Annotated in this window: 10 protein-coding genes and 1 pseudogene; 3 read left to right on the top strand and 8 right to left on the bottom strand. The window is 64.4% G+C overall.

From position 1 onward, the window contains the following. Positions 1 to 85: 85 nt before the first annotated feature. Positions 86 to 1,210: an adenosine deaminase gene (locus C3E77_RS03460; RefSeq protein WP_108390353.1), complete on the bottom strand. Its 1,125-nt coding sequence runs from the start codon at positions 1,208 to 1,210 to the stop codon at positions 86 to 88. 82 nt (positions 1,211 to 1,292) lie between these two features. Between C3E77_RS03460 and uriH the strand changes: the two are divergent. After that, a pseudogene (gene uriH, locus C3E77_RS03455) lies at positions 1,293 to 2,238 on the top strand (uridine-preferring nucleoside hydrolase UriH). A gap of 90 nt (positions 2,239 to 2,328) precedes the next feature. Beyond that, the gene (locus C3E77_RS03450) at positions 2,329 to 3,105 is read left to right on the top strand and encodes an HAD-IIB family hydrolase (protein ID WP_108390352.1); all 777 of its coding nucleotides are present in this window, start codon (positions 2,329 to 2,331) and stop codon (positions 3,103 to 3,105) included. 74 nt (positions 3,106 to 3,179) lie between these two features. Here C3E77_RS03450 and C3E77_RS03445 read toward each other — a convergent pair whose 3' ends face one another. From C3E77_RS03445 to C3E77_RS03420, 6 genes are all read right to left on the bottom strand, one after another. Further along, positions 3,180 to 4,481, bottom strand: a complete 1,302-nt coding sequence (locus tag C3E77_RS03445) for a thymidine phosphorylase (RefSeq protein ID WP_108390351.1) — start codon at positions 4,479 to 4,481, stop codon at positions 3,180 to 3,182. Next, positions 4,474 to 4,893 carry a cytidine deaminase gene (locus C3E77_RS03440; protein ID WP_108390350.1) on the bottom strand — a complete coding sequence of 140 codons (420 nt, stop codon included), beginning with the start codon at positions 4,891 to 4,893 and terminating at the stop codon, positions 4,474 to 4,476. The genes C3E77_RS03445 and C3E77_RS03440 overlap by 8 nt, the downstream gene beginning before the upstream one ends. Positions 4,894 to 4,895: 2 nt before the next feature. Continuing rightward, entirely contained in the window at positions 4,896 to 6,176 is a 1,281-nt protein-coding gene (locus tag C3E77_RS03435) for an ABC transporter permease (protein WP_108390349.1), read from the bottom strand. After that, positions 6,173 to 7,444: an ABC transporter permease gene (locus C3E77_RS03430; protein WP_108390348.1), complete on the bottom strand. Its 1,272-nt coding sequence runs from the start codon at positions 7,442 to 7,444 to the stop codon at positions 6,173 to 6,175. Before C3E77_RS03430 ends, C3E77_RS03435 begins: the two co-directional genes overlap by 4 nt. Next, positions 7,441 to 8,955, bottom strand: coding sequence for an ABC transporter ATP-binding protein (locus C3E77_RS03425; RefSeq protein ID WP_108390347.1), 1,515 nt, complete (start codon positions 8,953 to 8,955; stop codon positions 7,441 to 7,443). Before C3E77_RS03425 ends, C3E77_RS03430 begins: the two co-directional genes overlap by 4 nt. An 83-nt stretch (positions 8,956 to 9,038) precedes the next feature. Then, positions 9,039 to 10,124, bottom strand: coding sequence for a BMP family lipoprotein (locus C3E77_RS03420; protein WP_108390346.1), 1,086 nt, complete (start codon positions 10,122 to 10,124; stop codon positions 9,039 to 9,041). Positions 10,125 to 10,396: 272 nt separating this feature from the next. Between C3E77_RS03420 and C3E77_RS03415 the strand changes: the two genes are divergently transcribed. Continuing rightward, positions 10,397 to 11,335, top strand: coding sequence for a 5'-3' exonuclease (locus C3E77_RS03415; RefSeq protein ID WP_108390345.1), 939 nt, complete (start codon positions 10,397 to 10,399; stop codon positions 11,333 to 11,335). A 2-nt stretch (positions 11,336 to 11,337) separates the two neighbouring features. Here the strand turns inward: C3E77_RS03415 and C3E77_RS03410 are convergent, their stop codons facing one another. Then, positions 11,338 to 12,453 (bottom strand): mannose-1-phosphate guanylyltransferase, encoded by a 1,116-nt coding sequence (locus C3E77_RS03410; protein ID WP_108390344.1) that lies wholly within the window; start codon positions 12,451 to 12,453, stop codon positions 11,338 to 11,340. Positions 12,454 to 12,643 lie beyond the last annotated feature (190 nt).

Raw genomic sequence — 12,643 nt, 5'->3', positions numbered from 1 at the left:
ATATTCGATCGGAATCGATCTCAGGCTACTCGCAGAACCTGAACGTGCAGGTTTCCGGATCGTTTCCGGTGTGTCAGATCCTGGTTCAGCCGCGGGCGGCGTCGAAGCCGGCCGCAATCACCTCGGCGAGTTCCTCTCGGTCCTCCAGCGGAAGGAAGGCCGCGGATGCAGCGTTCTGCTGGAACACTTCGAGGTCATCGAGGTCGTAAGCGAACGCATCCGCCAGGAGGCTCATCTCCCGGGTCAGGCTGGTGCCGCTCATTGTGCGGTTGTCGACGTTGATCGTGTTCTTGAAACCAAGCTGGTAGAGCAGGTCGAACGGGTGGTCGACGAGGTCGGTCCCCCACTGCGCGATTGCTCCGGTCTGGAGGTTGGACGACGGGCTGAGCTCGAGGGCGATCTCCCGGTCCTTGACCCACTGCGCGACGGGCCCGAGCGAGACGTAGATGCCGTCGTCGTCGCTCCGCTCGACGGTGACGTCCTCGGCGAGTCTGACGCCGTGTCCGAGCCGGAGCGCGCGGCCATCGAAGAGTGCGCTGTTGATGGAGTCGATGCCGTCGGCTTCGCCGGCGTGGACCGTGACGGGAAAGTGCTCCGTTGCCAGGTAATCGAAGGCGAGCCGGTGCCGGCTGGCCGGGAAGCCCGCCTCTGCGCCGGCGATGTCGAACCCGACGACCCCACGGTCGCGGTGGCGGACGGCGAGTTCAGCGATTTCGAGAGACCGGTCAGCGTGACGCATAGCGGTGATGAGCTGACCGACGAGGATGCTGCTTCCGGCCCGCTCGGCGTCATCGATGGCCTGTTCGATCCCGTCCTGCACCGCTTCGACCGTTTCGTCGAGGGAGAGTCCGCGTCCGAGGTGCTGCTCGGGTGCCCAGCGGATCTCACCGTAGACCACACCGTCGAGAACGAGGTCCTCCACGAACTCGCGAGCGATGCGGGTGAGGCCCTCTTTCGTCTGCATGACGGCCGTCGAGAGGTCGAACGTCTTCAGGTAGTCGACGAGGTTACCGGCGTCGCACTGGTTGAGGAACCAGTCAGCGAGCCGGTCAGCGTCGGATTCAGGAACGTCGAAGCCGATGGCATCCGCCAGTTCGATGATCGTCTGCGGGCGCACGCCTCCGTCGAGGTGATCGTGGAGCGAGACCTTCGGGAGGCTCGCGATGTCGATGCCGCGGGGCAGCTGGTACTCGTTCGCTGAATTCACCAGCCAAGACTACCGCGCGCGCAGCCCCCGCACACTGTCCGTCTGGCCCGCAGGAGTCCCGGGACCGTCGTCCTAGGGTGGGAGGATGCGAACCTCGATCATCCTGGACTGTGACCCTGGTCACGACGACGCGATCGCACTGATGCTGGCCCACGGCAATCCCGGTATCGACCTCCTGGCGGTGACGACGGTGGCGGGCAACCAGACGCTCGAGAAGGTCACTCGCAACGCGTTGTCGGTCGCCCGGGTGGCCGGGATCACCGGCGTGCCGTTCGCGGCGGGATGCTCTTACCCGCTCGTCCGGCCGATCCAGACGGCCGAGGCGATCCACGGTGAGTCGGGCCTCGACGGTCCCCCTCTGCCGGAACCCGAGCTCGAGCTCGACGCGCGGCACGCCGTCGACCTCATCATCGAGACGGTGATGGCGCGCGAGCCCGGCACGGTCACGCTGGTCCCGACCGGGGCGCTCACCAACATCGCGATGGCCGCCAGGAAGGAGCCGCGAATCGTCGACAGGGTGAAGGAGGTTGTGCTCATGGGTGGCGGTATCGGCACAGGCAACTGGTCGGCAACCGCCGAGTTCAACATCCGGCATCGATCCCGAGGCTGCGCACATCGTGTTCAACGAGCGCTGGCCGCTGACCATGGTCGGCCTCAACCTCACCCACCAGGCTCTCGCCACAGTCGAGGTCGCCCGCAGGATCGCCGCTGTCGGCACCGCTCCAGCGCGGTTCGTCGGTGAACTCATCGACTTCTTCCGTCAGACCTATCGCGAGGTGCAGGGATTCGACGCACCACCGGTCCACGATCCGTGCGCCGTTGCGTTTGTCATCGATCCCAGCGTCATGACCGTTCAGAAGATGCCTCTGGACGTTGAGCTGACGGGAACCCTCACCCTCGGCATGACTGTCGCCGACGTCAGGGCACCTGCCCCCGCTGACTGCACGACACAGGCGGCAATGGACCTCGACACCGAGAAGTTCTGGGACCTGATCATTGACGCCCTCGAGCGCATCGGCGATCCGGCGTAGGCCCAGCGGCGGCACTTCGGGGTTCTTGCTAGTCTTAGCGGGACTGGCCCTGATTGCAGGGCATTTTTTCTGTGTAAGGACTCTCTGCTCATGACAAAGACGACGCTGGTTGCATTCGACCTCGATGACACCCTTGCCCCATCGAAGTCCCCGATGGATCCCCGGATGTCCCACCTGCTCAGCGAACTGCTCGAGGTCGTCGAGGTGTGCATCATCTCCGGCGGACAGTTCTCGCAGTTCAAGATGCAGGCCATCGACAATCTTCCTGACCCGAGTTCCAGCCACCTCGAGCGGCTGCACCTGATGCCCACCTGCGGCACCCAGTACTACCGCAAGGATGGCGACCTGTGGAAGCAGATCTACGCCGAGAACCTCACCGAAGACGAGAAGACACGCGCGCTGGCCGCGGTTGAAACCCGCGCCAGGGAGCTTGGCTACTGGGAAAGCGACACCTGGGGTCCGATCCTCGAAGACCGGGGTTCACAGATCACCTTCTCCGCTCTCGGCCAGGCAGCCCCCGTGTCGGCGAAACAGGCCTGGGATCCCACCGGTGAGAAGAAGAACACCCTCCGCGAAGCGGTCCAGCGTGACCTGCCTGACCTTGAGGTCCGTTCCGGCGGGTCAACCTCCGTCGACATCACCCGCCAGGGAATCGACAAGGCGTACGGCATGAAGAAGCTCTCAGAACTCACCGGGATTCCGCTCGACGACATGCTCTTCATCGGCGACCGGCTCGACGAGAACGGCAACGACTACCCGGTCAAGGCACTCGGCGTCCGCACCCACGCCGTCGCGGACTGGGAAGAGACCGCCGCGTACGTCGAGAAGCTCATTCCCGAACTCCGCGCTGAGGCAGCGGGGCGCTAAGACTCCGCGGAAACGCCTCCTGCCTCTCGACCGCCTGCGGCGCACGCCGGTTCACCCGTGTGCGCCGGTCCGGATCACTCGATTCTGGCGCGTACCAGTGGCTCAGGCGTGAACGCTGTTGTCGGTGCTGCGAGTTCGAACGCGCCCTCGAGCGCCTCGAGCGCCCGCGGGAAACGGCCGGCGTCGTCGGCGGAGAGCGTGAACAGCGGTTGCCCCGCACGCACCACGTCACCGGGCTTGGCGTGCAGGTCGATGCCCGAGGCGTGCAGCACCGGGTCCTGGGCACGAGCGCGTCCTGCACCGAGGCGCCACGCGGCGATCCCGAACGGCAGCGCCTCCTGGCGGATGAGGATGCCGTCGGCCTCCGCCGTCACCGTGTGCGTTTCGCGGGCGACGGGGAGCTCGGCATCCGGATCGCCACCCTGAGCGCGAATCGAACGGCGCCAGGTGTCCATGGCGCGACCATCCTTGAGCGCTTCCTCGACGTCGGCGTCGGGTTGCCCGGCGAGCGTGAGCATCTCGCGAGCGAGCGCGACGGTGAGTTCGACGATATCGGCCGGACCGCCACCGGCGAGCACCTCGACCGATTCCCGTACCTCGTTGGCGTTTCCGATCGCGAGGCCGAGCGGCACGCTCATGTTCGTGAGCAGCGCTGAGGTCTTCACTCCCGCGTCCTGACCGAGCGAGACCATCGTGCGCGCCAGTTCCTCGGCCTTGTCGTAGTCCTGCATGAACGCGCCTGAGCCGAATTTCACGTCGAGGACGAGCGCGCTCGTCCCCTCGGCGATCTTCTTCGACATGATGCTCGAGGCAATCAGCGGGATCGCCTCAACGGTGCCCGTGATATCCCGCAGCGCGTAGAGCCGCTTGTCTGCGGGAGCGAGTCCCTTGCCAGCGGCGCAGATCACACCGCCGACGTCGCGAAGAATGGCGAACATCTCCTCGTTCGAGATGTCAGCGCGCCAGCCGGGAATCGATTCGAGCTTGTCGAGCGTCCCACCCGTGTGGCCGAGACCGCGCCCGGAGAGCTGTGGAACCGCGACGCCGAACGACGCGACGAGTGGCATGAGGGGCAGCGTGATCTTGTCACCGACGCCGCCGGTCGAGTGCTTGTCGACCGTGGTCTTGCCGAGCCCGGAGAAGTCCATCGTCTCACCGGACGCGATCATCGCGAGGGTCAGGTCGCGAATCTCCCGGCGGCTCATCCCGTTGAGCAGGATCGCCATGGCCAGTGCGGCCATCTGCTCGTTGCCGACGTACTCACGCGTGTATGCGTCGATGAGCCAGTTGATCTCATCCGTCGACAGTTCACCCTTGTCACGCTTGGTGCGGATGAGGTCGACGGCGTCGAATGCTTCGAGTGGTGCTTCAGTCATTGCGCGTTTCTCCCGCGTACTCGTTCAGTGTGCGCGGGCCGAAGGCGTCAGGCAGTACTTCATCAATGGTTCGGATGCCGGAAACGGTCTCGAGGAGCATCCCGGGGACAGCGTGCTCGAAGAGCAACTGGCGGCAGCGGCCACACGGCATCAGGGTGTTCCCTTCGCCGTCGACGCACGTGAATGCGACCAGCTGGCCGCCGCCGGTGAGGTGCAGCATCGAGACGAGCGCGCACTCGGCACACAGGGTCAGGCCGTAGCTGGCGTTCTCGACGTTGCACCCGGTGATGACGCGACCGTCGGTGACAATCGCGGCGACGCCAACCGGGAACTTTGAGTATGGAACGTATGCCTTCGTCATGGCATCCGTCGCGGCTTCGCGCAACGCACCCCAGTCGATTGAATCTGTCACAGTTACGCCTTTACGTATGGTTTGCCGGATGCGGCTGGCCCTCGTGCATGACCGACCAGGCCGGCGACGGCGAAGATGGTCACGACGTACGGCAGCATGAGGAGGAACTCGCTCGGAACGCCGGAGCCGATGGCACCGAGCACGTTCTGCAGGTTCGTGGCGAACCCGAACAGCAGGGCGGCGAGTGTCGCGCGGATGGGATCCCAGTGGCCGAAGATCACCGCGGCGAGGGCGATGAAGCCCGCACCCGCCGTCATCTCCTTGGTGAATCCGCCGACGCTGCCGAGAGTGAAGTACGCGCCACCGAATCCGGCGATCGCACCGGCGAGTGCGACGTTCCAGAACCGGGTGGCGTTGACCTTGATGCCGACGGTGTCAGCGGCCTGGGGGTGCTCGCCGACGGCGCGGACCCTGAGGCCCCACTTCGTGTGGAAGAGGGCCCACCAGACGACGAAGACGGCGATGTACATGAAGTAGATGATGACGGTCTGGCGGAACAGCACAGGCCCGAGAATCGGGATCTCGCTGAGGAACGGGATGCTGATGCGCGGGAACCGCGGCGGCGAGTTGAACAGAGGAGTGTTGCTGGTGAGCACCGTCGAGTAGAGGAAGCTCGTGAGACCGGCGACGAGCACATTGAGCACAACACCGACGATGACCTGGTCGACGATGTACTTGATGCTGAACGCCGCGAGCAGGAAGCTCACGAGCACGCCGGCCACCATCGCGGCGATCAGGCCGACCCAGGGATTCCCGGTGATGGATGCCACGAAGGCCGAGAGGAAAGCACCGGCCAGGAGTTGACCCTCAATGGCGACGTTGACGACACCGACGCGCTCGGAGATCACGCCGCCGAGCGCACCGAAGATGAGCGGGGCGCTGAGGGCAACGGTTCCGAGGAGCAGGCCCGTGACCGGGATGGTCTCGCCCGCAGCCGCCCAGGTGAGGAATGCCCACATGAGGGCAGCGGCGAAGATGATCGTGAGCCACAGCGGCACGCGTTTCGCCTGGCTCGACAGCCAGGTGGCGTATGCCGTGATGGCGAGGAGCAGGACGACAACGACGACACAGGTCAGTCGCGTCGGCGCGTCGATCACCGGAAGCTGGATGACATCAGCGTCGCTCGACAGGCGGAAGCGGCTGGTGCCGTCACGACCGTTGACCACGAACAGGAGAATGGCGATCAGGGTGAAGATCGCGTACGCGATCGGCGCCTTCCAGCTCTTGATCGTTGCCGACTCGAGGCTGGCGGAGACGGATTCTTCAGCGGTTGTGGTTGTCACTTCGCCGCCACCTCCTGTGAAACGTTGAGCTTCAGTCGCTTCGGTGCGCCCTGCTTGGGCAGGAAGAACACGGCACGAATCAGCGGTGGTGCGGCAATGAACAGCACGATGAGTGATTGAACGACGGTGACGATATCGATGGGGATGCCCTCGGCCGCCTGCATCGCAAACCCTCCAGCCTTGAAAGCGCCGAAGAGCACGCCGGCGACGAAGATACCGAGCGGGCGGCTCCGGCCGAGCAGCGCAACGGTGATGGCGTCGAAACCGATGCCGGCGTCGATCCCGGCAGAGAAGCCCGTTGTCACTGTTCCGAGCACCTGCATAACCCCGGCGAGGCCGACGAGCCCACCCGAGATGAGCATCGCCTGGACATACGTGTTCTTGACGTTGATTCCGGCAACACGTGCGGCGTTCGGGTTCTCACCGACGGCGCGGAACTGGAAGCCGAGAGCCGAGCGGTTGAGCAGCCACCAGGCGAAGATCGTCGCGGCAATGACGAAGATGAAGCCGAGGTGGAGGTTGTACCGCGGTCCAAGGAGGTCAGGGAACACAGCCGTTTCGAGCATGGCCGGCGACTTCGGGTTGACCGATCCCGGAGCCTGAAGCAGACCGGGGGTCCTGAGCATCCACGAGATCAGATAGAACGCCACATAGTTGAGCATGATCGTGAGGATCACTTCGTGCGCTCCCGTGCGCGCCTTCAGGAGGCCGACGAGACCACCCCACAGGGCACCTCCGACGATTCCGGCGATGACGGCCAGCGCAAGGTGCACGCCCCATGGCAGCTCGAACGAGAAGCCGACCCAGCCGGCGCACGCCGCGGCGACGAGCATCTGGCCGCGCCCGCCGATGTTGAACAGCCCGACCCGGAAGGCGATTCCGATACCGAGCGCGGCGACGATGAGCGGCGTCGCAAAGGTCAGGGTTTCGGTGAGCGGTTTGATGCCGTCCAGGAAGGAATCGCGGCGGAAGTTGTAGATCGCGCCCTGGAAGAGCGCGCCGTACGCTCCTGAGATGGCGTTCCAGATCGCGGACAGTGTGTCACCAGGTGCGGCGAAGAAGTAGCCCGCCGCCTCCTGAACGTCTTCATTGGTGACGGCAATGAGCACAGCGCCGATGACGAGGGCGAAGAGCACCGCGAGGATCGAGATGACGACGTTGCCGTTCAGGATGTCACTGAGAACCTGGTTCGCGCGCGGCGCATCCGGTTTGTCCGACCGCTTGGGGCTGTCTGCACCCGGCGCGATTGGTGCTGTGGTCCCGCTCACGCGGCAACTCCAGCCGGGGTTTCGCCCGCCATCATGAGTCCGAGGATGTCCCTCGGGGTGTCGCCGGGGACGATGCCGACTATGGAACCTCTGTACATCACTGCAATCCTGTCTGCCAGAGCGACGACCTCGTCGAGCTCCGTTGATACAACGATGACCGGGATGCCGGCATCGCGAGTCTCCACCATTCGTTTGTGTACGAATTCGATGGATCCGACGTCGATGCCCCGTGTGGGTTGCGAGGCAACGAAGAGTTTGAGGTCACGGCTGAGTTCGCGTGCGAGAACGACCTTCTGCTGGTTACCGCCGGAAAGCCTGCCAGCGTGAGTGGTGATGGACTCAGCGCGGATATCGAACTCGTCCTTCTTCTCCCGCGCGAACTCGGCGAGGTAGGCGAGCTGCAGGTTTCCCCTGCGTACGAACGGTTCGGAGTCTGCCCGGTCGAGCATGAGGTTCTCCGCGATGGTGAACTCACCGACGAGCCCGTCTTCGGTCCGGTCCTCCGGAACGAACCCGACGCCCGCGTTGAGGATTTTCCGAACGCTGAGCCCGGTGAGCTTCTCGCCATTGAGTGTGATGCTGCCTGTGACGCGCGGCTGGAGACCGAGGATAGCCTCGGTGAGCTCGGTCTGGCCGTTGCCCTGCACCCCGGCGATCGCGAGGATCTCCCCCGCGTGCACGTCGAAACTGACGTTGTTGACAACCTTGAGGCCCTGCGGGTCGATCACATCGAGGTTCTGCACGACGAGGCTCGCTGCTCCCGGTTGCGCGGGCGCCTTCTGCACGGTCAGCTCGACGGCACGGCCGACCATGAGCGCGGCAAGTTCGGAGTTGGATGCCGTTGGCGACGCTTCGCCGACGACCTTGCCGTGGCGGATCACGGTGATCCGGTCAGCGACTTCCCTCACCTCTCGCAGTTTGTGGGTGATGAAGACAATCGAGGTCCCGTCGGCCTTGAGCTGGCGCATAATGCCCATGAGCTCATCGGTTTCCTGCGGCGTGAGCACGGCCGTCGGCTCGTCGAAAACGAGCACCTTCGCGTCGCGGGAAAGCGCCTTGATGATCTCGACGCGCTGCTGGACTCCGACAGGAAGGTCACCGACGAGTGCATCGGGATCGACGTGGAAGCCGAACCGCGCTGAAATCTCGCGCACCTTCGCGCGAGCGGCGTCGAGATCGAGCTTCCCGGCGAAGCCGGTCTGCTCATGACCGAGCATGACGTTCTCGGCGACGGTGAAAACGGGGATGAGCATGAAGTGCTGGTGCACCATGCCGATGCCGGCGCGCATGGCGTCGCCCGGCCCCTGGAAGTGCTGGACGACGTCGTCAAGCAGCACGTCGCCTTCTTCGGCCTGGTAGAGCCCGTAAAGCACGTTCATGAGGGTGGATTTGCCCGCGCCGTTTTCGCCGAGGAGGCAGTGGATCTCTCCGGGCTGGATGACCAGGTCGATGTGGTCGTTGGCGACGAGAGAACCGAACCTCTTCGTGATGCCGCGCAGTTCGAGCTTCATGGGTGAATCCTACGTTCATGCAGAGCGGGGAGACCAGCCGAAGCCGATCCCCCCGCCCTGGGAGTGGGTTGAGCCGAGAACTACTACTCAGCCGCCGGTGATGACGGAGAGTTGACCTCGATCGACCCGTCGATGATGCCTGCCTTGATCTCGTCGAGCTCAGCCTGCAGCGTGTCGTTGACCTTGCCCTCGAAGTCATGGAACGGCGCGATGCCGACTCCGTCGTTCTCGAGCGTTCCGACGTACGGGGTCGCGTCGAACGCGTCGTCGCCTGCTTCGAGGACGACGTCGTTGACGCCGGACTTCATCTGCTTGAGGATCGAGGTCAGGAAGAGCTCGTTGCCCGAATCAGCGGTCTCGTACAGGTCGGCGTCGACACCGATCATCGCGACATCCTTGCCCGAGTCGTTGATGGCCTCGATGGCGCTGAGGAAGATCGGTCCACCGACCGGGAGCAGAACGTCTGCGTCCTGTCCGATGAGCGTCGTCGCCAGCTGCTTCGCTGTGTCATTGGCCTCGAAGCCGCCGGTGAACGAACCGGTCTGGCTTTCGACATCCCAGCCGACAACCTTGACGTCGGTGCCCTTCTGCTCGTTGTAGTACGCAACACCCTCGGCGAAGCCATCCATGAAGATGGTAACCGTCGGGAACTGCATTCCACCGAAGGTACCGACGACGCCGGTCTTGGAGTAGTCAGCCGCCGCGTAGCCAGCGAGGAATGCTGCCTCGGCCGTGTCGTAGATGATCGGCTTGACGTTGTCAGCCTCGATCGAGTTGTCATCGAGCATGATGAAGTTGACGTCGGGGTTTTCCTCGGCGGCGGCCTTCGTTGCGTCAGCGAGGGCGAAGCCGATGGTCGCGATCAGGCTGCAGCCCTGGTCGACGAGGCTCGTGATGTTGGGCGCGTAGTCGTCTTCGGTGTCGCTCTCGACCTCTTTGATCTCGACGCCGAGTTCGTCAGCCGCCTCGACCATGCCCTCATAGCTGGACTGGTTGAAGGACTTGTCGTCGAATCCGCCTGCGTCAGACACGATGCAGGGAAGGAAGTCGGATGCGGCCTCGTTTGAGTTGCCGCTCTCGGCAGGCGCCTGACCACAGCCGGCAAGCAGGGCGATAACGCCTGCGCTGGCAAGGCTGACGAAGGCAGCCTTACGGGTGTTGATTGTCAATGTATCCTCCAGGATGCTGCCCTGCGGGGCTCGCGAGGGCGGGTATCGGCCACGTTACCGAAAGTAGAGATGCGCACGACGCCGTGAGCATCTCTCGAAACAGAAGCGTTACATAGCTGCTCCCGTGAGCCTAAACGGAACCCCCCGTGCGAGGTTCGCGGTGCTCTTATGAGCACGGATCGACGCAGATGCGCACAAATGCGCGTCACTGGCTTCCGTTCGAACGATTGCCCGGACCCCCGTCCTGCAGCGCCGCGTGCCAGAATCGACTCATGACCGGACCACTGATGCTCCTCGACACGGCGTCCCTGTATTTCCGTGCGTTCCACGGGCTGCCTGACACCCTCCGGTCGCCGGACGGCACTCCCATCAACGCCGTGCACGGCCTGCTCGATTTCATTGCGAAGCTGGTCACCGAGTACCAGCCCGCCGAGCTCATCGCGTGCTGGGATGATGACTGGAGGCCTGCGTGGCGGGTCGATCTTCTTCACAGCTACAAGGAGCATCGCGTCACCGAGGCCGTGTCCGGCGGACCTGACATCGAGGAGACACCGGCGATGCTGGTCACCCAGATCCCGATCATCAGGCAGGTCCTCGACGCCTTCGGCATCGCCGTCGTTGGCGCACCCGAGCACGAAGCAGACGACGTGATCGGGAGCCTGGCAACGCAGGCGAGCGGACCTGTGGACGTCGTGACAGGAGATCGGGACCTCTTCCAGCTTGTGGATGACGCCAGCGGCATCCGTGTGATTTATACCGCGCGCGGAATGAGCAAGCTCGAGGTAGTCACCGAGAGCGTTGTGCGGGACAAGTACGGGGTTGAGGCTTCCCAGTACGCCGACTTCGCGGCGCTTCGGGGCGATCCCTCCGACGGATTGCCCGGCGTCACCGGCGTCGGCGACAAGACCGCGGCCGGGCTCATCGGCACATTCAGCGACCTCGACGCGATCATCGCCGCCAGCGCAGAACGAAATGAGGGGATGTCCGAGTCTGTCAGGGCAAAGATTCTGGCCGCTGCCGACTACCTCACGGTTGCCCCAACCGTCGTCGGCGTCGTCCGCACGCTCGACCTGGACGTTCCCGATGCACGCATCACCCCGCTGGCGATCGACAAGCTCACTGCGGCGAGGCGGCTCGCTGTCGATCTGGGCCTCGGGGGCGCCGCCGACCGCGCACTTCGCGCTCTCGGCAACGACGTCACCGCAACATAGTCCTACAGGACGTCGTCGCGGCCCGACAGCTTGAGTGCGTCGACGACGCTCTTCACCCGTTGCGCGTTTGCGCTCGTGGTGACGAGCAGTGCATCCGGGGTATCAACGACCACGATGTCCTTGACGCCGATCAGGCTGATGATTCGACTGGTCTGGCTCACGACGATACCGCTCGACGAGTCGGAGAGGATGCGTGCGCTCTCTCCGAGGATCGCGAGGTCTGTCTTGCGGCCACCAGAGTTGAGCTTGGCAAGTGACGCGAAGTCTCCAACGTCGTCCCAGTCGAAGAGACCGGGAACCACGGCGAGGCGGCCCGCCAGCGCCGCAGGCTCGGCGATTGAATAGTCAATGGCGATCTTCTCGAGGTTCGGCCAGATCTGATCGACGGCGGGGCCACGAAGAGCGGGGTCGTCCCAGACCGCCGCGAGCTCCATCAGACCGGCGTGGAGTGCTGGCCGGTTACGCGCGAGCTCCTCGAGGAGTACATCGGCGCGGCTGATGAACATGCCGGCGTTCCAGAGGTGCGCGCCGCCGGACAGGTACTTCTTCGCCGTGGCGAGATTGGGTTTCTCCACGAAGGAGTCGACGAGAAGCGCCGATTCGGCACCGACAACGTCGAGTGCACCTCCGCTGTGGATGTACCCGAATCCGATCGCGGGTTCGGTCGGCTGGATCCCGATCGCCGTGATGTAGCCCGCGTCGGCCGTCGCAACCGCCTGGGTGACGGCGGAGCGGAAAAGCCGGTCACCACGGATGACGTGGTCAGCCGCGAACGAACCGATGATCACATCAGGCTCACGCTTCATGAGAATTGCTGCTGCCAGACCGATGGCCGCGGACGAATCCCGGGGGTCGCTCTCGAGGACGACGTTGTGGTCTGCGAGGGCGGGAAGCTGCGATTCGACGGCGGCGCGGTGCGACCGCCCGGTGACAACCATGATGCGCTGGTCACCGGAGAGCGGAGCGAGCCTGTCCCAGGTGGCCCGCAGCAGCGTGCTGCCCGAACCCGTGAGGTCGTGAAGGAATTTGGGTGCGTCCGCGCGGGAAAGCGGCCAGAGCCTGGAGCCGATACCGCCGGCGGGGATGACGCTGTAGAAGCGCTCGAGAGGACTGGTCATGAGGCCCAGAGTATCGTGAGCGGCTGAAGGACCGCCCGAGGACGCCTTTTGTCTTGATGTCGAGACACTTAGGTTCGCCTAACCGGCGAACCGCCGACGGTGAACGTAGACTGTCAGAACGCGCCGTTGTGACGCACGACCGCCGGAATTGGCGGTTTCTTGGCTTCGATCAGGGAGGGCCGTTCGTGTC

This window comes from Mycetocola zhujimingii, assembly GCF_003065425.1.
Classification (GTDB): Bacteria; Actinomycetota; Actinomycetes; order Actinomycetales; family Microbacteriaceae; genus Mycetocola_A; species Mycetocola_A zhujimingii.
This window is presented reverse-complemented; position numbering and strand designations above follow the sequence as displayed.